The 21,749-nt window shown below is 62.1% G+C and carries 21 protein-coding genes; 14 read left to right on the forward strand and 7 right to left on the reverse strand.

Going from position 1 to position 21,749, the window contains the following annotated elements; all coding sequences use genetic code 11:
- Positions 1 to 259: 259 nt before the first annotated feature.
- Positions 260 to 1,402 (forward strand): helix-turn-helix domain-containing protein, encoded by a 1,143-nt coding sequence (locus AC0L28_RS03765; protein ID WP_473475606.1) that lies wholly within the window; start codon positions 260 to 262, stop codon positions 1,400 to 1,402.
- A 19-nt stretch (positions 1,403 to 1,421) separates the two neighbouring features.
- Here the strand turns inward: AC0L28_RS03765 and AC0L28_RS03770 are convergent, their stop codons facing one another.
- Positions 1,422 to 3,194 (reverse strand): SLC13 family permease, encoded by a 1,773-nt coding sequence (locus tag AC0L28_RS03770; protein WP_287280558.1) that lies wholly within the window; start codon positions 3,192 to 3,194, stop codon positions 1,422 to 1,424.
- 279 nt (positions 3,195 to 3,473) lie between these two features.
- On the opposite strand from AC0L28_RS03770, the gene AC0L28_RS03775 reads away from it, so the two are divergent.
- Together AC0L28_RS03775 and AC0L28_RS03780 are read left to right on the forward strand one after the other, a co-directional pair.
- Positions 3,474 to 4,043 (forward strand): peroxidase-related enzyme, encoded by a 570-nt coding sequence (locus AC0L28_RS03775; protein ID WP_473475609.1) that lies wholly within the window; start codon positions 3,474 to 3,476, stop codon positions 4,041 to 4,043.
- 2 nt (positions 4,044 to 4,045) lie between these two features.
- Positions 4,046 to 4,435, forward strand: a complete 390-nt coding sequence (locus AC0L28_RS03780) for a rhodanese-like domain-containing protein (protein WP_473475612.1) — start codon at positions 4,046 to 4,048, stop codon at positions 4,433 to 4,435.
- Positions 4,436 to 4,479: 44 nt separating this feature from the next.
- Here the strand turns inward: AC0L28_RS03780 and AC0L28_RS03785 are convergent, their stop codons facing one another.
- Both AC0L28_RS03785 and AC0L28_RS03790 read right to left on the reverse strand, forming a co-directional pair.
- Positions 4,480 to 4,716, reverse strand: coding sequence for a hypothetical protein (locus AC0L28_RS03785; protein ID WP_023797920.1), 237 nt, complete (start codon positions 4,714 to 4,716; stop codon positions 4,480 to 4,482).
- A 111-nt stretch (positions 4,717 to 4,827) separates the two neighbouring features.
- Positions 4,828 to 5,949: a complex I NDUFA9 subunit family protein gene (locus tag AC0L28_RS03790; RefSeq protein ID WP_473475616.1), complete on the reverse strand. Its 1,122-nt coding sequence runs from the start codon at positions 5,947 to 5,949 to the stop codon at positions 4,828 to 4,830.
- A 422-nt stretch (positions 5,950 to 6,371) separates the two neighbouring features.
- On the opposite strand from AC0L28_RS03790, the gene leuA reads away from it, so the two are divergent.
- The 4 genes from leuA to AC0L28_RS03810 all read left to right on the forward strand — a co-directional run bounded on the left by leuA (position 6,372) and on the right by AC0L28_RS03810 (position 11,700).
- Positions 6,372 to 8,108, forward strand: coding sequence for a 2-isopropylmalate synthase (leuA, locus tag AC0L28_RS03795; RefSeq protein ID WP_287171532.1), 1,737 nt, complete (start codon positions 6,372 to 6,374; stop codon positions 8,106 to 8,108).
- A 182-nt stretch (positions 8,109 to 8,290) separates the two neighbouring features.
- Positions 8,291 to 10,063: a tetratricopeptide repeat protein gene (locus tag AC0L28_RS03800; RefSeq protein WP_287171531.1), complete on the forward strand. Its 1,773-nt coding sequence runs from the start codon at positions 8,291 to 8,293 to the stop codon at positions 10,061 to 10,063.
- An 88-nt stretch (positions 10,064 to 10,151) separates the two neighbouring features.
- A complete protein-coding gene (locus AC0L28_RS03805) occupies positions 10,152 to 10,955 on the forward strand; it encodes an alpha/beta fold hydrolase (protein WP_287311149.1) in 804 nt (267 codons plus the stop codon).
- A gap of 124 nt (positions 10,956 to 11,079) precedes the next feature.
- Positions 11,080 to 11,700 (forward strand): hypothetical protein, encoded by a 621-nt coding sequence (locus AC0L28_RS03810; RefSeq protein WP_023797926.1) that lies wholly within the window; start codon positions 11,080 to 11,082, stop codon positions 11,698 to 11,700.
- Here AC0L28_RS03810 and AC0L28_RS03815 read toward each other — a convergent pair.
- A complete protein-coding gene (locus AC0L28_RS03815; protein WP_023797927.1) occupies positions 11,690 to 12,604 on the reverse strand; it encodes a metallophosphoesterase family protein in 915 nt (304 codons plus the stop codon). The two genes, AC0L28_RS03810 and AC0L28_RS03815, sit on opposite strands and share 11 nt — an antisense overlap.
- Positions 12,605 to 12,657: 53 nt before the next feature.
- Between AC0L28_RS03815 and AC0L28_RS03820 the strand changes: the two genes are divergently transcribed.
- Complete coding sequence (locus AC0L28_RS03820) at positions 12,658 to 13,158, forward strand: NUDIX domain-containing protein (RefSeq protein ID WP_031254497.1); 501 nt, start codon at positions 12,658 to 12,660, stop codon at positions 13,156 to 13,158.
- Position 13,159: 1 nt separating this feature from the next.
- Here AC0L28_RS03820 and AC0L28_RS03825 read toward each other — a convergent pair whose 3' ends face one another.
- A complete protein-coding gene (locus tag AC0L28_RS03825; protein ID WP_473475624.1) occupies positions 13,160 to 14,149 on the reverse strand; it encodes a glutathione S-transferase family protein in 990 nt (329 codons plus the stop codon).
- Between the two features lie 311 nt (positions 14,150 to 14,460).
- Here AC0L28_RS03825 and AC0L28_RS03830 point away from each other — a divergent pair, with 311 nt between their 5' ends.
- From AC0L28_RS03830 to AC0L28_RS03855, 6 genes are all read left to right on the forward strand, one after another.
- Positions 14,461 to 14,997, forward strand: coding sequence for a GNAT family N-acetyltransferase (locus AC0L28_RS03830; protein WP_128174312.1), 537 nt, complete (start codon positions 14,461 to 14,463; stop codon positions 14,995 to 14,997).
- Between the two features lie 172 nt (positions 14,998 to 15,169).
- The gene (locus tag AC0L28_RS03835; RefSeq protein WP_023797931.1) at positions 15,170 to 15,931 is read left to right on the forward strand and encodes a 3-hydroxyacyl-CoA dehydrogenase; all 762 of its coding nucleotides are present in this window, start codon (positions 15,170 to 15,172) and stop codon (positions 15,929 to 15,931) included.
- Positions 15,932 to 15,937: 6 nt separating this feature from the next.
- Entirely contained in the window at positions 15,938 to 17,128 is a 1,191-nt protein-coding gene (locus AC0L28_RS03840; RefSeq protein ID WP_473475628.1) for a CaiB/BaiF CoA transferase family protein, read from the forward strand.
- Between the two features lie 38 nt (positions 17,129 to 17,166).
- The gene (locus tag AC0L28_RS03845) at positions 17,167 to 17,928 is read left to right on the forward strand and encodes a HugZ family pyridoxamine 5'-phosphate oxidase (protein WP_031254499.1); all 762 of its coding nucleotides are present in this window, start codon (positions 17,167 to 17,169) and stop codon (positions 17,926 to 17,928) included.
- 173 nt (positions 17,929 to 18,101) lie between these two features.
- Complete coding sequence (locus AC0L28_RS03850; protein ID WP_023797933.1) at positions 18,102 to 18,440, forward strand: ArsR/SmtB family transcription factor; 339 nt, start codon at positions 18,102 to 18,104, stop codon at positions 18,438 to 18,440.
- A 316-nt stretch (positions 18,441 to 18,756) separates the two neighbouring features.
- Complete coding sequence (locus tag AC0L28_RS03855; RefSeq protein WP_023797934.1) at positions 18,757 to 19,560, forward strand: TrmH family RNA methyltransferase; 804 nt, start codon at positions 18,757 to 18,759, stop codon at positions 19,558 to 19,560.
- A 29-nt stretch (positions 19,561 to 19,589) separates the two neighbouring features.
- Here the strand turns inward: AC0L28_RS03855 and AC0L28_RS03860 are convergent, their stop codons facing one another.
- Both AC0L28_RS03860 and AC0L28_RS03865 read right to left on the reverse strand, forming a co-directional pair.
- Complete coding sequence (locus tag AC0L28_RS03860; RefSeq protein WP_473475633.1) at positions 19,590 to 20,738, reverse strand: coiled-coil domain-containing protein; 1,149 nt, start codon at positions 20,736 to 20,738, stop codon at positions 19,590 to 19,592.
- Positions 20,739 to 20,886: 148 nt separating this feature from the next.
- Positions 20,887 to 21,495 (reverse strand): DUF1134 domain-containing protein, encoded by a 609-nt coding sequence (locus AC0L28_RS03865; protein ID WP_023797936.1) that lies wholly within the window; start codon positions 21,493 to 21,495, stop codon positions 20,887 to 20,889.
- Between the last annotated feature and the right edge of the window lie 254 nt (positions 21,496 to 21,749).

Here is a 21,749-nt window from a genome sequence, read left to right on the forward strand (position 1 = left end):
CCGCTAACGGCTAAGCTTTGTTGACTTGGTGCGCGATATAATTAACTACTTTACAACCAGGGATCCTTAAATATAGCCAATGATTTTGTTTCTTATAAACGATACACTTCGAAGATGACGACGCATGTCGTTCTTCCATACAAGTTGGCAGGGTCGGAATGTTGTCTATGCGGTCGGTCAGTTCCTCCCCATGGCGATGACGTGGCATATCTCCTGAAGCAGCGCGACGTCGCGGACTTCCGGGTCGTGGCTGGAGGCAATGATGTCGGATAAGACGGTCCCACCTAACGACAGGGAGCCGACATCTGTCGAACGTCGCCGCTGGCCGCGCATGTCGCAGGATCCACTCGGTGAGGATGAGGTGGAGAAGGCCGTCCTGACGTCGTTACGCTTTGAGACGGAAATCCTTCCACCAGTCCAGCAGTTTGCTGCCTGGCGGGAGCATATGGCGATATTGATGGATTCGCGTCTGCCGAACAATGTGAATCCCGAGGATGGATTTGTCGTCCAGCAGGCGGTGTGGAATCTGGGCGGCATGCTTTTGTTGCAACAAACGGTTCCGGCCTTCAGTTACGAACGCTCGCCAGACGCGGTGCGGTTCAGTCCAATTGACCATTGGCAGATCACCGTTCTCCGCGCCGGTCGCACCTGGACCGGAGTTGACGGACGTGTCGCGCAAAATGAACCGGGCATGATTGAAATCCGGTCGCTCGGGCATCCGTTTAGCGGGCGGGCGCTGGCAACGGAGTCGATCAGCCTGATCGTTCCCGTCGATCTGTTTGCCGATGGAGGTAGCTTGCCGGCGGCGAGCAACAACGTCGTTTTGGGTGGACACCGGGCCAAACTGCTGATCGATCTTATGTCAAGCGTTGAAGCCAATCTCGATCGCTTCACGCAAGACGACCTTCCTAGAATCAAGGACCGCTTGCGGCAAATGGTATTCGACGCGGTTACACCTTTGGTGGATCGCGATGACGGCAACGATCAGATCTCACAAATCGGATTGATGACGCGGGCGAGACGCTTCATTTCGAGCAATCTTGCCTCGCCCGACCTGACACCGGATGCTCTCGCCCGGCAACTGGCGACCTCGAGGACACGGCTCTATGAGCTTTTCGAAACGTCCGGCGGCGTTGCGAATTACATTCGTCGACGACGTCTATCCGCAGCTCATGCAATGTTAGCGGATCCTTCCGACACCCGAAAGGTCGCCGAAGTTGGTCTAGCAGTCGGCTTTGATTCAGCGGCGAATTTCAGTCGAGCTTTCACGCAGCAGTTCGGCTATAGCCCGAGCAACATACGCAAGCAGTCGTCCGAAGACTATACGTACCCGGATAGGCAAACCGATAAGAAACCCAAGGTCACATTCGAAAGCCTGCTGCAAACACTCGGCCTCTTTTGAGGATGGCGAGGAGCATATATTAGCTCATCGGCCAAACGATCATGAGCATCGGCACGGCAACAATGACGACGAGGAACGATAGCGGCAGTCCCAGGCGCGGATAGTCGCTGAAACGGTAGCCGCCCGGCCCCATGACCAGCGTATTGCACTGGTGGCCTATCGGGGTGAGGAAATCGCAGCCGGCGCCAATGGCGACTGCCATCAGAAATGCTTCCGGCCGGTAGCCGAGATCGCCGGCAAACGCGGCGGCGATGGGCGCCATGACCAGAACGGTTGCGGCATTGTTGAGGAATGGCGTAACGGCCATGGCGGCGACAAGGATGAGCATCAAGGCGCCGGGCGCCGGAAGAATGGTTCCCAGTTTGGCAAGCTCGCCGGCAATGATGCCTGTCGCCCCCGTACTGCGCAGCGAATCGCTCACTGGAATGAGAACGGCGAGCATGACGAGGATTGGCCCATCCAGCGATTGGTAGACGTCCCGGACCGGGATGACCTTGAAAAGCACCATCCCGACCGCGGCCGTAAAGAAAGCGACGGAGACCGGGAGCAGCCCGAGCGCAGTCGCCACCATGGCGAGAGCAAGGATCGTTACCGGCACAACACCTTTGCGGACGCTGCCAAGCAGGATAGCCCTTTCTGCCAGCGGCAGGCAGCCGAGTTCACGCAGTATCTCGGGTATCGTCGCTGCATTGCCCTGCAGCACGATGACGTCGCCCAGCCTTAGCTGGATTTCGGCCAGCCTGCGGTCGGGGCGCTCGCCGTGACGGCTGACAGCCAGGAGGTTGACATTGAAGCGGTGATAGAGGGCAAGGCGCTGGGCCGTCCAGCCGATCAACGGGGAGTTTTCACCGATGACGGCTTCGATAGCGACCAGCTCGCCGGTCGTGTCATCCCCGCTGGCCCTGCTGCCCGTAACGCTGAGTTTGCCCTGGGAGACGAGGCGATCCAGCGCCCCTGGGTCGCCCTCGAGCAGCAGAATGTCGTTCATCTTGAGGACAACGTCGGGCAGTGGCGTCATCCGCATGGTCCGGTTGCGCAGGATCGATGTCACGATAGCATCGCCGCCGGAAAGCTTCATGAGGTCTGCGACGGTTTTGCCGAGCACAGTGGAATCGCGGACAATCCGGGCCTCTGTCAGGTAATTCTTGATATCGATGGCTTCATTCACCGACCCGCCGAGCTTTTCGCGCACCGGCAACAGCCAATAGAAAGACACCAGGAAGATCGTTCCGGCGGCGGCCAGCGCGGCTCCAACAGGTGTAAAATCGAACATTGTGAAGGCGGTGCCGGTCAGTTCCTCCCGCACCCGCGACACAACGACATTGGGAGATGTCCCCACCTGCGTCATAAGTCCGCCGAGCAGCGACCCGAACGCCATAGGCATCAGGAATATCGACGGTGAAACGCTCGACCGGCGCGCGAACTGGAAAGCTATCGGGATCATGATCGCGAGCGCACCGATGTTCTTTACGAAGGCAGACAGGATCGTGACCACGATGACCAGCAGCGCCAGTTGCGAGCGAACGCCCGACAGGTTCGGAGCGAACCGCCTGATGGCGACTTCCATGATGCCCGAGCGTGCGATGCCTGCGCTCACCAGCAGGGCACTGCCGACAATGATCACGATATCGTCGCTGAACCCGCTGAAGGCCTCGTCAAAAGGCACGATGCCAACCGCGAGTGCGGACAACAGTGCCGCGGCTGCAACCAGATCATATCGATACCGACCCCATACGAGCGCCGCCATCATTATGAAGATAACGGCGAACGACAGGATTTGCGGCGTAGTCATGTCTTCGGATACCCCGCCGCTTGTGCGGCTGATCAGAACGGCCAAACCGCCCTTTTGTTGCTTTCGCTGGTCACGGTTTTGCTACCACGGTTCCGTGCCTGCCAATAAGCCCGTGTCGAGCAATGTTCCTGACTTTCGCAGCCATGGTCCTGGGGCGGCACCTTTCAACCTGGCCGGCGCGCGGCCGTTCCGACTTCAGCCCTTCCATGAGGCTCGCAGAAAAGCCTTCGACGGCCTAAAGCTGGTCGCATTGACGGCCGTGCAAGGGAGAGAACACAGATGACCGCGCCAGCCATAAGCCGCTTCCCCGTTCCCGAGATCGTCGGCCTTCCCGACGACATCCGCGAACGGATACTCGCCGTGCAGGAGAAGTCGGGATTCGTGCCCAACGTCTTCCTCGTGCTTGCGCATCGGCCGGACGAGTTCCGCGCCTTCTTCGCCTATCATGACGCGCTGATGGACAAACCCGGCCCGATCACCAAGGCCGAGCGGGAGATGATCGTCGTGGCCACGAGCAATGCCAATCAGTGCCAGTACTGCGTGGTGGCCCATGGCGCGATCCTGCGCATTCGCGCAAAGAACCCGCTGATCGCCGATCAGGTGGCCACCAACTACCGCAAGGCCGACATCACCCCGCGCCAGTTGGCGATGCTCGATTTCGCCATGAAGGTTTCCGCGCGCGCCTACGAGGTCGGCGACGCGGACATCGCGGACCTCAAGATGCATGGCTTGACCGACGAGGACGCCTGGGACATCGCGGCCATCGCCGCCTTCTTCGCCATGTCAAACCGGCTGGCCAACGTCACCAGCATGAGGCCGAACGACGAGTTCTACGCGATGGGGCGCTGACCATGCCGAAGGGATACAAGGACCTTCTGGCCGACGCCGATGCGGTCGTCCGCTCGGTCGAGGCAGCGGAGATGGCGACTATTCCCGACGGCGTTGTCATGGTCGACATCCGGGATCCGCGGGAACTGGAGCGCGAGGGCATGATCCCCGGCGCGTTCCATGCGCCGCGCGGCATGCTCGAATTCTGGATCGACCCGGAAAGCCCCTACCACAAGCCGATATTCGCCGAGCCCAGGACCTTTGTGTTTTACTGCGCGTCCGGCTGGCGCTCGCTGCTCGCCGCCAAGGTCGCGCAGGAGATGGGACTTGACGCGCGCAGCCTGCGCGGCGGCTTCTCGGAGTGGAAGAAGCGCGGCAATATCGTCGCCGAGAAACCGAGGAAGGACAGCTAGGCTCGACGACCGGCACCGTCGCTTGCCACTGGGAATGCGGGCGATCAAGGCGCGCGATCGGTCAGCGCGCTTGCACCTTCCTCCGCGGCGCAATGTGCGCAGCAGTAGATGATGTCATCTTGTTCGACACCATGTCCGATGATCCGGCACCCGCAATGCGGGCAGAGCGGCGCAAGTTTCTGGATCGCGCATTCGAAGCTGTCGAACGTATAGCTTTCCTCAGCCAGCGTCACTTCGAAAGCCTTGTCATAGTCATTTCCGCATTGATCGCATCTGGCCATGGTTCTTTTCCTTCTTCTTCATTGGTTCAAACTCGACCAACCCGCCGCATGGCGATAGGTTCCCGGCAGGATCGTAGAGTCCTGCCAAGCAGGAGACGAGCCCGAGCAGCCTCACGCGCGCCGTTCGATCAAGCGGATCACCTCCTCGATATCGCGCGGCGCGATGTCGAGTTCCTTCAGGCCCGGCGCGCCGATTGCGGCCACATTGTCGTGCCACATAAGATCGACCTGGTTGCGCGTTATCGGCGCTCCCGGAAGGAGTTCCGCGACGCCGGCCAAGGCGTCCCACGCCGCAAACGGCACCGGCATCAGCCTGATGTGGGTATCGAGCTGTCGGGCGATCTCCCGCAGCAGTTCCTTATAGGTGTAGATGCGCGGGCCGCCGAATTCGAATATCGATGAGCCCTTGTGGTTTCGCCCGCCGATCAGCCGGCTGACTGCGTCTGCGACGTCTTCCACATAGACCGGCTGAAGCCGTGTGCCACCATCGCCGAACAGCGGATAAACCGGCAAGAGACGTATCAGCCTGACAATCGTCGTGAGGAAAACGTCGTCAGGTCCCGTCATGACGGCGGGACGCACAATGATGGCGCCGGGAAATGCGCTCGCCACCGCCTCTTCTCCGCGCCCACGTGCCCTGATGTAGTTCGAATCCGATTGAGGATCGGAGCCGATCCCCGAAATATGGACGAACCGGTCGACCTCGCCAGCGCGCGACGCGGCGGCAAGTTCAGCTGCGGCTTCCACATGCACGCGCTCAAACGTCTGGGCGCCCTGCTCGACGTAGAGACTGACGGCGTTCACGATCGCTTGTGATCCGGCAATGGCCGTCCCGATCGAGGACGCATCCAATATGTCCGCCTCGACGGCTTCGGGCGGCCTTGCCGTCGAGGAAAAAACCTGGCCCACACGAGCCGGGTGGCGGGATGCGGCGCGGACCGTGAAACCCCTTTCCAGGAGCCGCTTCACGATCCGGCGCCCGAGAAAACCTGTCCCGCCGAACACAGTGACGATCCGTTCTGTGTTGAGATCGTCAGGATCCATTTGCCTCGCCAACCCTTGGCTTTGCGTGCCCGCCGAGCGCCTGCCGCCGGCGTATAAACCAGCCCCTTCGAACATCGGGGACGGTTCGAGAACAACGCAGGAAAGCTTTTTGTTCCAGTCGGCGCCGGGTTCGATCGAGAGACGGCCGATGTCGCTATGGACGGCGAGTGTTCGACGCTGGGTTGGCATGCTGTCCGTTTCATCCCCAGCCTCCATGCGCTGGCAACAAAACCGGACAACTCACGTGCTACCTAATCCGGACAACTCATCTGCTTACGACACTGTCGTTCGGCCCCACTTGCCTCGCTTTGGCTGCTCCTGTATGAAAACCGCCATGACCAACCGCGCCACCTCCGTCGCTTCCCGTCAGACCGGCTTTGCTGGCGAGACCGTGCGCGCGCTTGCTTCCGCTCTGCTGCTGCTCGGCCTTATCGGCGATCGCCGGGTTCGCTGAAGGAGCGCCCGGCGGTCGAACCGCCGCTCACGCGCATGCTCCTTGGCCTGTCTCAAAATTGGCAAGTCACATCTAGCGAATGAACATCTGGTAAAGGCGCCGCTCGGCACCAAATCCGCCTGAAGGCGGATCCCGCGAGCCGCCGGGAGAGACGACAATGAACGCACGAGAAGAGATCCGCTCAGACAGCGGGGAGATGGGCAAGGATGCCCGGGGCATGCCGGAGGCAGCCCGCAAATACCAACCTTATCCGACCGTCGGTCTCACCGACCGCGTGTGGCCTTCGAAAGTCATCGACAAGGCCCCGATCTGGTGCTCGGTTGACCTGCGCGACGGCAACCAGGCGCTGATCGATCCGATGGGCCACGAGCGCAAGGCGCGCATGTTCGCCCTGCTCCTCGACATGGGCTTCAAGGAGATCGAGATCGGTTTCCCGTCGGCCTCGCAGACCGACTTCGATTTCGCCCGCTGGTGCATCGAAGAGGGCAATGTATCAGACGATGTCTCGCTGCAGGTGCTGGTGCAGTGCCGGCCGGAACTGATCACCCGCACTTTCGAGGCGCTGCAGGGCGCCACCAACCCGATCGTGCATTTCTACAATTCGACCAGCGAACTGCAGCGCCGCGTCGTCTTCGAGAAGGACGTCGCCGGCATCAGGCGGATCGCCACCGATGCGGCCAAGATGATCACCGACATGGCAGCGAAGGCCGGCGGCTTCTATCGTTTCGAATATTCGCCGGAGAGCTTTACCGGCACCGAGCTCGAAGTGGCGCTGGAAATCTGCAACGCCGTCACCGAAATCATGAAGCCGACGCCGGAAAACAGGCTGATCATCAACCTGCCGTCCACGGTCGAGATGTCGACACCCAACATCTATGCCGATCGCATCGAATGGATGTGCCGCAATCTGGACAACCGCGAGAACCTGCTCATCTCGCTGCATCCGCACAACGACCGCGGCACCGGGATCGCCACCACCGAACTCGGCCTGATGGCGGGCGCGGACCGCGTCGAAGGCACGCTGTTCGGCAATGGCGAGCGCACCGGCAATGTCGACATCGTCACGCTGGCGCTCAATATGTACACGCAAGGCGTCGATCCCGAGCTCGATTGCTCCGACATCAACCGGATGAAGGACGTCTACGAATATTCGAACCAGTTGAAGATCCCCGAGCGCCATCCCTATGTCGGCGAACTCGTCTACACTGCCTTTTCCGGCTCGCACCAGGACGCCATCAACAAGGGCATGAAGGCGTTGCGCAAGGCCAACACGCCGTACTGGGAAGTGCCCTATCTGCCGATCGACCCGGCCGATGTCGGGCGCAACTACGAGGCGATCATCCGCATCAACTCGCAGTCCGGCAAGGGCGGCATCGCCTATGTGCTGCAGGCGGACTACGGCCTCAATCTGCCGCGCAACCTTCAGATCGAGTTCAGTCAGGCGATCCAGGCGATCACCGACGCCGAAGGCAAGGAGGTGCCGGCCAAGCGCATCTACGAGCGCTTTCTCGAGACCTACGTCGATCAGCCCGGCGCGCGGCTGAAATTCCTCGACCACCACACTTATCCCGACATCGAGATCAAGGGGCGGCGCGCGGTGGAGGCGATCATCCTCGACAGCGGCAAGGAGGTGACGATATCAGGCTCCGGAACCGGCCCGATCGACGGCTTTGTCGAGGCGCTGTCGCGCCATGTCGGCGTGCCGATGTCGGTGCTCGACTATTCGGAGCACTCCATGCAGCGCGGCTCGAATGCCTCGGCCATCTCCTATGTCGAGATGGAGCATCCCGGCGGCAAGCTGTTCGGCGCCGGCATCAACACCAATATCGTCGCCGCTTCGCTGGAAGCCGTGGTTTCCGCCGCCAATCGCATCGTCGGCGGAAAGGCCGACTAGAGGAGCTGAGCTGGAGCAAGATGACCCCGGATGGTATCATCCTGCTCCAGTCTTTCGCGCCATTAACCACCGGAATATTATCCGGTGGGGTACGCGATCGCATAATGGATGCATGCTTGTATGGCAGTGCAGGCGCTATATGATTGCGTCTTAACCTGTGCCGACTTCGAGAGGATCGACACTTGCAGCATGCCACGCCTGCCGCCCCCGCAGTGCGCGAGACGCTGGAGCGATTGCTAGCCAGCGAAACGTTCGGGAGATCCGAACGAGCGCGTAAGCTGCTTCGCTATCTGGTCGAGCGCGAGCAGGCAGGCGAAGCCGACAAGCTCAAGGGCTTTTCCATCGCGATGGATGTTTTCGGCAAGGACGGCGATTTCGATCCGTCGACCGACGCCGTGGTGCGGGTGCAGGCGGGCAGGCTGCGCGAGCTTCTGCAGCATTACTTTGCCAATGAGGGTGTTGCCGAGCCGATCCGCATTGCCATTCCGCGTGGCGGCTATGTTCCATCCTATGAACTCAACGCGATCCGCCTGCCGGTCGAGCCGGCGTCGGCGGAACACGTCGAAGCGGCGGCCACCTTGCCGGAATCGCCCGAAGAACCCGTCATGGCCGCACCTGCCGCATCGTCCCCCGTCGTTCGCCAGCCGGCACCCTCGCTGCTGCGTCATCTCCAGTTCTTCTGGCTGGCGATCGCTCTGGTCATCGCCATGCTGGGGGTGCTGATCCTTCGTCAGGGAAGCAGCGCATTGCTGGCGGGAAGCGATGCCGCGCCGACGATTGAAAATGCGGTGGCAACCGGCAGCATTGCGCCATGGGCTCCGGCTGAAAGCCTTCCGCTCGTCTACATTGCGGTGAAAACCAACAGTGCCGAGGCTGCCCGCGTCGCCGCATCGCTGCGCGCCGGCCTCAGCCGCTTCGACACGGTCACCTTCATCGGTCGCGATGCTGACGGCCCGCCCGATCCTGTCGCCGATGCGATCAGCTTCGTGTTCGATGTCTTGCCGGGACCAACGGCAGGCGATGTCACTCTGGAGCTTCAAAGCGTGGCGACCGGCCGGGTCCTGCTGTCACGCAACTTGACTGCCGCCGACAGCACACCCTCCACCGTCGAGGACAGTGTCGCCGGCATTTTGAGTTCGGCCGTTCCGGCTCCGGGCGCGATCTACAACTATATCGAACAGAGCGGCCTTCAGACCGGCCTGACCGAATGTCTGCTGCTCAACGACAAATACTATCTCGACCAGGGCGCCAAAACCCATGAGGCTGCCTATCGCTGCCTCGAAATCCTGGTCGATCGGGATGCGAAATCGTCGCTCGTCTTTTCGGAGCTGGCGACCCTGCATCTCGAGGCGGGCACAGATCACTACGCCTATCCAGCCGGCGCAACGATCGAACAGGCGATGTCGCTGGCCCGTCGCGCCGTGCAGATGGGGCCGACCAGCCCCTATGCCCACCGTGCCTATGGCTATCTCAATTCCCGCCTCGGCAATTCGGAGGAATCGATCCGCTGGATGCGCAAGGCCTACGAACTCAACCCTTACGACCTCAGCATGGCGGCAGCTTATGCCTACGGGCTGATTTTCGCCGGCAGGTACAGGGAGGGAACACCGATCCTTGCTCACGCCGCCGAAACCTCCAGCGCCCATCCGACCTGGTGGGATTACGGGCTTTTCGTCGGCCAGTTCATGGCTGGCGATATGAACAAGGCCGCGCTTGCCAGCGATGCGCTGCAAGCGACGCCGACGAAATCGCACTATCTGGCTGCGCGGCTGATCACTGCCAAGGCCGCCGGTCGCGATCATCTGGCGCACGAACTTTTGGACGAGTTGACGGTCAAGTTCCCGAAATTCGCTGCCGATCCGCGCGCGGCTTTTGTCGAGCGGAAATACCCCGCCGATCTGACCGAGCGGCTGGTCGAGGCTTTGCGTGCCGCCGGGCTCGGCAATGCCAGCTAGTCCTTCCGACCAGCACGGCCGATCGCGAAAAACTTGGTACAAGACACAATCCAGCCACATCCGAATTCGCATAAAACCATAGTATTTCATGATTTCATCGCTTTACGTTGCCGAACGGGGCGCCGGCCCGAAGACGGTTGTCTTTCTGCATGGCTTCGGCGGTTGCCACGGCGACTGGCACGAGGTGATTTCGACACTGGCACCTGGTTCGCGGACGCTGGCCTATGATCTTCCGGGCCATGGGCTGTCCCTCGATTTCCCGGGTGGCGGCCCGGCCAGGACAGCCGCCCGGGCTGTTCTTGCAGACCTCGCCGCTCGCAGAATCAGGAGGGTGCATCTCGTCGGCCATTCGATGGGCGGGGCGGCGGCTGTGCTGATGGCACTGGCCGAACCCGCAAGGATAGCCTCGCTGACGCTTCTGGCGCCGGGCGGGTTTGGCACTGAGATCAATGGCCCGCTGTTGCGCCGTTACGCAGCGGCAGCCGGCAAAAGTGAAATTCGCGCCTGCCTCGCCGCCATGTCCGGACCGCAAAGCCCGCCCTCGGAGCGCATCGTGGATGTGCTTGGCGCAATGCGCGCGCGTCCCGGCCAGTTGCACAAACTTGTCGAGATCGCAGCCGCCATGACCAGGGACGATCGGCAGGGCGTCATCCCGCACGAACGGCTCGAAACACTGGATATGCCGGTGATTGTGGTCTGGGGGACCGATGACGCGGTGCTGCCCTTCAGCCAGGCCGATGGTCTGCCGGCGCATTTCCACCTGCACCACGTGTCGGAGGCCGGCCATATGCTGGTCGAGGAAGCGCCCGGCCTGATCGCCGAGATCGTCCGCCGCAACATGAAACGCCGCAGCAGGCCGCTTCGTCCAAACTCCGCTCCCGCAGCGGGCTGATCCCTGTCAAAGCGCGGCTTCGGGCCGGATTTTGCAAGCCGCCTATCGATCTCGCAAGCGCATTTTGCTGCATTTTGCCAACGACTATGTTAATTCGGTGTTAACCAAACGCGAGGCAACGCCGATGAAGGATGCAGCCGAGACCATAAGCCAGGCCGATGAGTCGCGAAAATTGTCGGACGCCATCCGCGACGTGAAAAACGCTTTCGCCGACCGCGACGACGTCGTGGTCGACATGCGCGAAGCGCATCGCATGCGGCTCGAATTGCTTGCCGCCGAACTCGCGCCGGTCTTCGCCGACGTGCCCGCCGACATGGACAATTTCGACTTCGCCGTCTCGTCCGGGCTGCAGCCGCGCCTCTGGATCGACGCCGTCAGCCATGTCGCCATGGGGCGCGACCGCCGCACCTATCGCTTCCTCAAGGACACGCGCATCGGCCGCGTGGTGCTCGCCGAATCGACCGAGATGAAACCGGTTGCCGATCAGGTGACGCGCTACGTCGCGGAGCGCGTCATCGAACGCCAGAGAATGCTGGAAGGCGGGGTCGAGCAGGCTGCCGGCCTGAAACGTGCCTTGGTCCCGGAAGCCGAGCCGCCGCTGCGATCCGTCAAGCGCCGCAAGCGTTGGTCAGCCTTTCTCTCCGGTCTCGGCCTGATCGCTGCCGGCGCCCTGGTCGGGCTGGCGGTATCGATCGTGTTGTTCTGGGACCGCCTCGTTGCGATGGGACTGAGTTTCACGCCATAGCGTCCGCGCCAAGCTCCACAACCTCCAGATCGGCAGGCGGGATGGCCGGCCCGGTCAGGCCACGTCGCGTCAGCCTGAGCCGCCAGTTGCCTATTTCACCATCGATCTCCAGCAGATTATATTGCGCCGCTGGACGCCTGCCGCCTGGCGCCTGCCCTGCGGCAGCGACGCCGACCACTGGAATTTTGGCGCCGCGCCCATTGATCGAGAACAGCGTCGGCTCGTGCGAATGGCCGTGCAGCACAAGCTCGGCCCCGTGCCGCTGAACGACCTTTTGGAAGCGGGCAATGCCGAACAGCCGCTTGGGCTGCGAAACGGCGCCGCGCACCGGCGGATGGTGGATCATGATCACCCGGAACAGCCCGCGTTTGGCCGTGGCATCGAGCACGTCCCGCAGCCTTTCCGCCTGGTCTTCCAGAAAAAAGCCGTTGGCCATGAACGGAGCCGTCGCCCGCGCCGTCGTGACACCGATCAGCGCGACGTTGCCACGCACGCGCAGATAGGGAAAGGCTTCGCGGTCGACCGGCGTATTGACGCCGTCGCCGGTCATCCACGCCGTCCACGACCGGCAGGACTTGTCGAAAGCACCGGGCACATAGGCGTCGTGGTTTCCCGGAACGACCGACACATCGTCGGGGGAGCCCAGCGTCTCCAGCCAGTGCTTGCCCATCTCGATCTCGCCATCGAGCGCCAGATTGACCAGATCGCCGGTGACGGCAAGGTGATCGGGTGCGCTCGCCTTGATATCGGCGACGATGGTGTCGATGACGGCGTCGCGCATGTGGCGGCGGCGATTGCGCTGCCAGTTGACGTAACCGACCACCCGCTTGGAGGCGAGATCGCGATAGGTTACACCGGGAAGCGGTCCCAAGTGGATATCGGAAATATGCGCGAGCCTGAACATCCCTCCTTCATAAGCGACGCACGCGCTGCTTTCCACCCACGGTTTCGTGGGTGATGATGCGGCCCGATCCGGAGCAAGCTTTCCGCCAGACCGGCTGGCCGGGTCTCAGGGCAAGGCTGTTTCATCTGTACTTCGTGCTGCGGCGGCCGATGACGCTTGGGGTGCGTGGCTTGATCCACGATCGCACGTCCAGTTCCGTCTTCCTCATTCGCCATACCTATGTACCGGGCTGGCAGCTTCCCGGCGGGGGCGTCGAGCTGGGCGAGACGATGATCGAGGCGTTGGCGCGCGAGCTCTCCGAGGAGGGCAATATTGCATTGACCGCGCCGCCGGTGCTGAAATCGATGCATTTCAACCGTCGGGCCAGCCGCCGCGACCATGTCGGCCTCTATTTGGTCGAGCAGTTCAATCAGACGGCGCCGAAGCTGCCGGACCGCGAGATCGCCGCAGCCGGCTTCTTTCCGCTCGACCGCCTGCCGGAAGCAACGACGCCGGCCACGTTGCGGCGGATTGCCGAGATTTTCAGCGGCGCGGCGGCATCGCCCTTCTGGTAGATCACGCTGCCTTCCTGAACCGCGCCCGATCATGCGGCGCCGCGTAGTCCAGTTCCGGCCCGACCGGCACGATGTGCGTCGGGTTGATCGTTGCGTGGCTGCCGTAATAGTGCGCCTTGATGTGGTGCAGGCTCACCGTGCCGGCGACGCCCGGGACCTGGTAGAGGTCGCGCAGATAGTTCGACAGGTTCGGATAGTCGGCGATGCGGCGCAGGTTGCACTTGAAATGGCCGACATAGACCGGGTCGAAGCGGACCAGCGTGGTGAACAGCCGCCAATCGGCCTCGGTGATGCGGTCACCGACGAGATAACGCTGGCGAGATAGGCGATCCTCGAGCTGGTCGAGCGCCGCGAACAGTTCGCCGAACGCTTTCTCATAGGCCGCTTGCGTGGTGGCGAAGCCGGCGCGATAGACACCGTTGTTGACTGATGGATAGACCAGAGCGTTGACCGCGTCGATTTCGCCGCGCAGTGCTTTCGGATAAAAATCGAGGCTGGCATCGCCCCATTTGTCGAAGGCTGAATTGAGCATCCGAATGATCTCGGAGGAATCGTTGCAGACGATTGTCTGTTCTCGCCTGTCCCACAGAACCGGCACCGTCACGCGGCCGGAATAGGCGGGATCGGTCTTGGTGTAGATCTGATGCAGGAAGTCGAGGCCGTAGAGCGTATCGCCGGTGGCGCCGTCCTCGGCCACGAAGGTCCAGCCGTTGGCGCCCATGAAATGATGGACGACCGAGACGGAAATCACGTCCTCGAGCTTTTTCAGTGCCCGAAAGATCAGCGTCCGGTGCGCCCAGGGACAGGCAAGCGAGACATAGAGATGGTAGCGGCCCGGCTCGGCCTTGAAGCCGCGCGTGCGGCCTTCGGCGGGCCTGCCGTCAACCGTGACCCAGTCGCGCCATCGCGACTGCGCCCGCACGAATTCGCCGTCGCTCGCCTTGGTGTCGTACCCGCTGTCCTGCCATTTGCCGTCGACCAGCAATCCCATGTGATGTCCTTTCCTCTTCGTAGGGATGTAGGCACAAACCGACGATGCGGAAATCGCCAGGCGTTGAACAGTTCGTCAATCGCCCGGTGCGGCAGACGAATGACCGCAAACGAAGGCGGCAAACGAATGGCGGCAGCAAACGGCCGATTGCAGTGGCTGAAGATTGGTGCTAGCGGAAAATCCCGATGCTTGACTTTGCCTTGATCCGGTTCGACCGACGACGAAAGGGCGCCCGCGCTTGATGAAGCGCTGACTGGCGAACGCTGCCGTTTGCAGCAAACCTTTCCCCGTCTACCCGGAACGCAAAGACCATGAGCCTTGCCGACGTGAAATACCTGCCGGAAACTCCGGCGCATGACCCCGAAATCGAAACCATCAACGACGAAGCCTTCGGGCCGGGCCGTTTCGTGCTGGGCGCCTACAAGATCCGTGAGGGCGGCCCGCATGAACGCGCTCTGTCCTTCGTGGCCGTCGATGGCGATATCGTCGTCGCCTCTGTGCGCATGACGCGCATCGCGGCCGGCGCCGGCCGCGCGCTGATGCTCGGACCGCTTGCCGTGCGGCCGGCCTACAAGAATCTCGGCATTGGCCGCCGGCTGGTGGCGATCGCGCTGGAGGCCGCCGCCAAGGCCGGCATGCCGGCGGTGATGCTTGTCGGCGACGAGCCCTATTACGGCCCGCTCGGCTTCAAGAGAATCCCGCGTGGGCAAATCTCCATGCCGCGCCCGGTCGATCCTGACCGGCTGTTGTCGCATGAGATCGTGCCGGGCGCGATGGCACGGCTGGTGGGGGAGGTTTGCCACGCCGATCAGGCAAGGATTGCCGCGCAAATCGCCGCGATGGCGTGACCATCCGGATGCTGTTGCGCCATACTGTCAGGCTTCGTAGCATGTTGCCGATGGTGCATGTCGCCCAAAAGTGCGCAGCGGTTTTGGGTAACAAGATGCAATAAAAACAGAGATTTCAAGCGCTTCGATTGAGTCCGTTCAGTTCGACGCGCTTTAGATGGAGGACGCCGACATGAACCCGAACGGCCAGATTGCGATCGTCACCGGTGGCGGCTCCGGCCTCGGAGAAGCGACGGCACGTGCACTGGCCGCAAAGGGCGCCGGCGTTGCCATCCTCGACCTCGGCATCGAGCGTGCGGCGAAGATCGCGGCCGATATCGGCGGCATCGCCATCCAATGCGACGTAAGCAGCGCCGACGGCGGTGCTGCTTCAGTGGCAGAAGTGGTAAAAAAGTTCGGCGAACCCCGTATCCTGGTCAATTGCGCCGGCATCGCCATCGGCATGAAGACGATCGGCAAGGACGGTCCGCACCCGCTCGACCAATACCGCAAGGTGATCGAGGTCAATTTGATCGGCACCTTCAACATGATCCGCCTCGTCGCCGACCGGGCCGCGAAGCTTGAGCCGCTGGAGGGCGGCGAGCGCGGCGTCATCGTCAACACGGCATCGGTCGCCGCCTATGACGGTCAGATCGGCCAGGCGGCCTATTCAGCCTCCAAAGGCGGCGTCGTCGGCATGACGCTGCCGGTGGCGCGCGATCTTGCCCGGTCGGGCATTCGCGTCTGCACCATCGCGCCCGGCATCTTCAAGACGCCGATGATGGCCGGCATGCCGCAAGAGGTGCAGGATACGCTCGGCGCCGCGGTGCCCTTCCCGTCCCGTCTCGGCGAGCCTTCCGAATATGCAGCCCTTGTGCTGCATATCATCGAAAACCAGATGCTCAACGGCGAGACCATCCGCCTCGATGGCGCCATCCGCATGGCGCCGAAGTAGCCGACCATGAGTGCCGAAGTCGCCCTTCAGGCGAAGACTGGCCCGCTCGCCGGCCTGACGGTGATCGAGATGGCCGGGCTTGGACCGGTGCCGCTGGCCGGCCTGATGCTGTCGGAGATGGGCGCCGAGGTGCTGCGCATCGAGCGGGCTGGGTCGAGCCAGCCGTTTCTGGCGCTACCGGACGAATACGACATCGACTGTCACGGCCGCTCCATCCTGCGGATTGACCTGAAGCGCTGGGAAGGCGCCGAACTGGTGCTGCGCCTTGCCGAAAAGGCCGACATGCTGGTCGAAGGGTTTCGTCCCGATGTCATGGAGCGGCTTGGTCTCGGGCCGGATGCGGTTCTGGCGCGCAATCCGGCCCTGATCTACGGCCGCGTGACGGGTTTCGGTCAGGACGGTCCGCTATCGGGACGTGCCGGCCACGACATCACCTACCTCGCCTATTCGGGTGTGCTGCATGCCATCGGCCAGCAAGGCGGCCGGCCGGTCCCACCGCTCAATCTTGTCGCCGACTACGGCGGCGGCGCCATGATGCTGGTCGCCGGCGCACTGGCCGCCCTGTTTGAGCGCTCGCGCTCCGGCAAGGGTCAGGTGATCGACGCCGCGATGACCGAGGGCGCTTCAATGCTGGCGACACCTGTGCACGCCCTGATGGCGGCGGGCCTGTGGAGTGACACGCGTGGCACGAACCTGCTCGATTCCGGCGTGCCCTTTTACGACACCTATGAGACCGCGGACGCACGGCACGTCGCCGTCGGCTGCCTTGAGCCCCGGTTCTTCGCCGAATTCGCAAGACTGCTGCCGCTCGACCAGATTTTTGTACGCGGCCAATACGACAGGTATTTGTGGCCGCAGATGCGGGCCGCCATTGTCGATCGGGTAGGGCAAAAGTCACGGGACGACTGGGACCGTCTCTTTGCTGCGACCGATGCTTGCGTCGCACCGGTCTTGTCGCTGCGGGAAGCCAGGGATCATCCGCACAATCGCGCTCGCAACGCCTTCTTGAAGTCGGGTGCGCTTGAGCGCCCCGCCCCAGCGCCGCGCTTTTCGCGCTCCCGGCCGACGCTTGCCGCCATGCCGGCCGATCACGATTGTCAGGCGGCGACGGTGCTGGCACGCTTCGGTCTTTCGGAAAGCGAGACTGAGGCCCTTTTCAAATCTGGGGCCCTTGTCAAATCCCGTGTGATAGGTTGATAACTGGAGAGCAAAGATCAGCTTAGGACGGTGTGGATTTGAACGATCGGAAGAAGGACGTGATCCGCGAGACCGACGCCGAAGCGATCAGGCTGGCGAAGACGCTGATCCGCAGTGCCCGTTTCGGCGCGCTGGCGGTGATCGAGCCCGGCACCGGTTCGCCGCTGGCCAGCAGGGTTGGTGTCGCCACCGATATCGACGGCACGCCGCTGATCCTTGTATCGATGTTGTCCGCCCATACCGGCGCGATCCTTGCCGACCCGCGCTGTTCGCTGCTTGTCGGCGAGCCCGGCAGGGGCGACCCGCTGGCGCACCCACGGTTGACGCTCGTCAGTCGGGCGGCACGGCTTGAGCGGGGATCCGACGAGCACGCCGGCGCCGAACGGCGCTATCTCAACCGCAACCCCAAGGCGAAGCTCTATGCCGGCCTTGGCGACTTCTCGATCTTCCGCCTGGAGCTGGAGCGCGCCAGTCTCAACGGCGGCTTTGGCAAGGCCTACCTGCTCGAACGCGCCGATCTGGTCACGACCGCGCCGATCGTCGAAGAGCTTGCCGCTGGCGAACAATCCGCCCTCGACCATATGAATGCCGACCATAGCGACGCAATTGCCGTCTACGCGCGCCACTTCGCCAAGGCGGCGGGCGACGGCTGGGTCGTCACCGGCTTTGACGCCGACGGCATGGACCTGGCATTGGGCGACGATATCTGCCGGGTATTCTTTCCCGAGCCATTGAGGACGGCGCGCGAGCTCAGGCATGTTCTGGTCGACATGGCAAAAACCGGCCGAGTGGCGGATTAAACACAGTCCGACAGTTAATCGCGCCGGGTCGAAAGCAAGTCTTGAGGTTTGAGCTAGATGTTCTACGCTTTCCCGGTCGCGTTGAATCGCCAGCGCAAATTCGCAAGTGAGCCTATGGAATCAGACGCTATTGCCCCCATAGCGCCGGAGGAGCAGGAAGGTATGGGGGATCGATGGTCTCGAAAAAGCTAATCGCCAATGCCGAATCAGCGGCCTCGTTTCTGACGCTGATGGGCAACGAGAAACGACTGTTGATCATGATCCACCTGGCCGAAGGTGAAATGTCCGTCGGCGCTATCGCCGAAAAGGTTCTGCTCAGCCAATCCGCCCTGTCACAGCATCTGGCCAAACTGCGGGCGCTCGATCTCGTCGAGACCCGGCGCGACCGGCAGATGATCTACTATTCCTGCAAATCCGATGCCGTGCGCGAACTTCTCACCACGCTGGACGGGGTTTTCGGCGAGGGTGAGCTATCGCAGATGGCATACCGCTCGCGTCGCTCCGGGACTTGACCGGCCAATGCATGTCGCCCAAAGCCGGCACATGCATAAGATAAGAACTGGTCCGAGCGCCCCTTGCCTCGCTGACGACTCCTAATGCATGTCGCGCAAAAGCATGCCCGTGCAGCGGTTTTGCGATAGCGACATGCATAAACAACAACCTAAAGCGCGTCGCGAGAGGTCGGTTGAGGTCGGTCGAACGCGACGCGCTTTTGAGCGACTTGCGTCCACTTGGACGCAGAAGGTACGCTCTGACACTTTGGATCCACGCGTCGTGCTGTCGCAAAACCCACCACGATCGGGCCGATGCGGGTCAGTTGAGGCAAGCATGCGCAGCATTCGTATCGACGACCCGCAAGACCCGCGCGTCGCCGCCTATCTCGACATTCGCGAGCGCGATCTTGCCGGCCGGCAGGGTCGTTTCGTTGCCGAAGGCAAGGTGGTGCTCGAAATGTTGCTCGCGGCCAAACGCTTTGCCGCCGAATCGGTGCTGGTGCTCGAAAACCGGCTGGCAGGCCTCGACGCAACCCTGCGCAAGGCGCCCGCGGACCTTCCGGTCTACGTGGCGGCCAGCGAGGTTATGGACAGGATTGCCGGCTTTCACATGCATCGCGGCATATTGGCGATCGGCCGCAAGGGCGAGGCGCAGCCTGCAGAGGCCTTGCTGGATGCCCTGCCCGCCCGCGCGTTGATCGTCGTGCTGGTCGGCATCGCCAACCATGACAATATGGGCTCGATCTTTCGCAACGCCGCCGCCTTCGGCGCCGATGCCGTGTTTCTGGACGCGACCTGCTGCGATCCCCTGTACCGCAAGGCGATCCGCGTTTCGGTCGGCGCCGCGCTGAAAGTTCCTTTTGCCTCCTTCGCTGAGACCGTCGGCTTTACCGCGGCGCTCGATCGGCTGGGCTTCGGCCAATTCGCATTGTCGCCGCGCGGACAAACCGACATCCGCGATGCGAAAAGGACCGAACGGCTGGCACTCTATCTCGGCACTGAAGGCGAAGGCCTGCCCGAGATGCTGCTCGCCCGCCTGCGGACGGTGCGGATCGATATGACAGAAGGCTTCGAAAGCCTGAATGTCGCCGCCGCGTCAGCCATCGCCTTGCATCATTTCTCGGCAAGCAGGACCTGAGCCGCAGAAGTCAGCATCACTGCCTTGGCTCAATGCCCCGATTCGGCCTGCTGCAGCGCCCGCACGCGATCGGCAAGGCTGCGTTCACCGCTTCCTGGTGGGTTGGGTGCCGCAAGAACCTTTGCGATCGGCGATTCCGGCCCGTCGAGCTTCGCCGTCAGGGCTACGACCTGCGCCGCCAGGTCGCTCATCTGCTCGCGCAACGCAGCGCTGGCGCCTTCGGATCTGGATGCCGCGTCGGCGGCAAGATCCGTTTTCAGCCGCTTGTTCTCGCTGGCCAGTGCCGTCAATCTCGCCTCCAACTGCTCCCGGTCGCTGTCGAGCCTGGCGATAGCTTTTTCCATATCGCCCTTGACGGCCACATCGGCCTGACTGCCTTGCGCTCCGACGAGACGCACCGCCGCCGACGCATTTTCCACGCTTTCGCTTTTCAGCTTTTCGCGAAGCCGCGCGATTTCCTTTTCGCGGCGTTCAAGCTTGTCCTCGCGATCGGCAAGCGTGGCGAGCAGGCGCTCGATCTTCTTGTCCAGTTCGCCGGTCCTTTTCTTCTCGGCTTTCAACGCGTCTCGCGCGGCCTTGCTCTCGGCCGCGATCTCCTGTTGGCGCCTGTCCGCCTCCTTGCGCTGACCGCGCAGCACTGAAATATCATCGGCCAGCTTTTGCAATTCGGATTCGCGCGCCACAAGTTCGATCTGACGGCTGCTGGAAGAAAAGCTGGCGTCGTCATACATGTGCTCCAGTTTTTTCAGCTCGAGCACACGCTTTTCCAGGGCATCCTCGGTTTGAGCAAGCCGATCCGACAAAAGCTGCAACTGGTCTTTGCGCTGCCGAAGGTCTTCGCCCTTGACCTCGAGCGCGGAAAGGGCCTGTTCCTTGTCCTTCCGCTCGAGCGCCAGTTCCTTCAGTGCTTCGCGGCCACGGCCGATCTCGACAAGCTGTTCGGCCGATTTCTCGCGCAACGCCTTGACGCTCATCTCAAGCCGACGTGTCGCCATGGCGAACTCGGCGCGGATGCGATCCTTCTCCGCATGGATCTCGGCCAGCGTCAGCGGCATCGAGCCCTCGATGCGTTTACGCGTCAGCATCACGGCCCGCCGCCAGATGGCCGGGGCAATCATCAGCGCCAGAAAGCCGGCGCAGAGAAAGCCGAGGACAAAGAACAGGACCGACTGAACCAAGGTGACTATCCGTTATGAACGGCAAACAACCGTAAGGGACTGTGCCACGTTCGCATGACGGAATTCCAGTGCCGCGGCAAGGGTCTGCCGCAGCATTGTTCAGACCGTCGATCCTGGAAACAATCGCGGTGACGAGGCAACCACTTGCTCAGAATGGATTCCAGGTGGCGCGCTGGGTAAGCTTGAGGTAGCCGAGATTGACGCCAAGCCGGGCGCCGACGCCGGTACGGATCGGCACCAGCAGCACATTGTTGTTCTTCATCACGTTGAAGCCGACGCCAGCCACGAGGTAGGCGGAGCCGGCAAGGCCGCCGAAACGATTGTAGAGGCTGTTCACATCGTCGAGATTATAGACCAGCATCATCACCCGCGAGCCCTCGCCGCCAAAATCCCAGCCGAGAGACGGGCCCTGCCAGAACACTTTGTGATCGCCGGCATTCTTGGTGTAGAGTGTGCCTTCACCATAGGTCAGGCCACCGATCAGGGCGCCCGAGCCCTCCTCGCCAAGCAAATAGCCATTGGGCAGGCCATAGGAGGAGAAAATCTTCTCCACGACGGTGGCGAGCCCGCCCGACGTCGCACCGAAGAATTTATGACCGGAATCGACGATCTCCTGAGCGGTGTACTCCTGGGCCCGCGAAGGCGAGGTTGAAAAGACGACAAGGCCCATGAGAGCGATCGCCATCGAGAAGACACGGAGAAAACTCCGGTCTGTGAAGACACGGAAAAAACTCCGGTCGTAGTATCGGGAAAACATGCTTCCAATCTCCGTCAGGGAGCACTTTCGCCGACGCCTCGCATCCGTGCGGCTCTTTGGCGGCCGTTAAGGATGACTGTTAAGGACAAACTATGCCGTAATCCTTTTTCAACCATTAATCTTTCACATGAAGATGGCGGTTAGTAGGCTGGTTTCGCGCTGATTTCGCGTCGGCCCGCAGTATTCGCACCCTGGGTGAACACACCATTTTCGATAACGACAATTCCGGATTTGTTGCTGCACGCTCAGGCGCT

This window comes from Mesorhizobium sp. WSM4847, from assembly GCF_055811335.1.

Coding starts and splice junctions, on each gene's coding strand:
- AC0L28_RS03850 (WP_023797933.1), top strand. CDS start 18,102: ATGGTCTCGAAAAAGCTAATCGCCAATGCCGAATCAGCGGCCTCGTTT.
- AC0L28_RS03790 (WP_473475616.1), bottom strand. CDS start 5,949: ATGCCAACCCAGCGTCGAACACTCGCCGTCCATAGCGACATCGGCCGT.
- AC0L28_RS03855 (WP_023797934.1), top strand. CDS start 18,757: ATGCGCAGCATTCGTATCGACGACCCGCAAGACCCGCGCGTCGCCGCC.
- AC0L28_RS03780 (WP_473475612.1), top strand. CDS start 4,046: ATGCCGAAGGGATACAAGGACCTTCTGGCCGACGCCGATGCGGTCGTC.
- AC0L28_RS03830 (WP_128174312.1), top strand. CDS start 14,461: ATGAGCCTTGCCGACGTGAAATACCTGCCGGAAACTCCGGCGCATGAC.
- AC0L28_RS03810 (WP_023797926.1), top strand. CDS start 11,080: ATGAAGGATGCAGCCGAGACCATAAGCCAGGCCGATGAGTCGCGAAAA.
- AC0L28_RS03835 (WP_023797931.1), top strand. CDS start 15,170: ATGAACCCGAACGGCCAGATTGCGATCGTCACCGGTGGCGGCTCCGGC.
- AC0L28_RS03840 (WP_473475628.1), top strand. CDS start 15,938: ATGAGTGCCGAAGTCGCCCTTCAGGCGAAGACTGGCCCGCTCGCCGGC.
- AC0L28_RS03820 (WP_031254497.1), top strand. CDS start 12,658: ATGATGCGGCCCGATCCGGAGCAAGCTTTCCGCCAGACCGGCTGGCCG.
- AC0L28_RS03770 (WP_287280558.1), bottom strand. CDS start 3,194: ATGACTACGCCGCAAATCCTGTCGTTCGCCGTTATCTTCATAATGATG.
- AC0L28_RS03785 (WP_023797920.1), bottom strand. CDS start 4,716: ATGGCCAGATGCGATCAATGCGGAAATGACTATGACAAGGCTTTCGAA.
- AC0L28_RS03775 (WP_473475609.1), top strand. CDS start 3,474: ATGACCGCGCCAGCCATAAGCCGCTTCCCCGTTCCCGAGATCGTCGGC.
- AC0L28_RS03815 (WP_023797927.1), bottom strand. CDS start 12,604: ATGTTCAGGCTCGCGCATATTTCCGATATCCACTTGGGACCGCTTCCC.
- AC0L28_RS03765 (WP_473475606.1), top strand. CDS start 260: ATGATGTCGGATAAGACGGTCCCACCTAACGACAGGGAGCCGACATCT.
- AC0L28_RS03825 (WP_473475624.1), bottom strand. CDS start 14,149: ATGGGATTGCTGGTCGACGGCAAATGGCAGGACAGCGGGTACGACACC.
- AC0L28_RS03805 (WP_287311149.1), top strand. CDS start 10,152: ATGATTTCATCGCTTTACGTTGCCGAACGGGGCGCCGGCCCGAAGACG.
- AC0L28_RS03865 (WP_023797936.1), bottom strand. CDS start 21,495: ATGTTTTCCCGATACTACGACCGGAGTTTTTTCCGTGTCTTCACAGAC.
- leuA (WP_287171532.1), top strand. CDS start 6,372: ATGAACGCACGAGAAGAGATCCGCTCAGACAGCGGGGAGATGGGCAAG.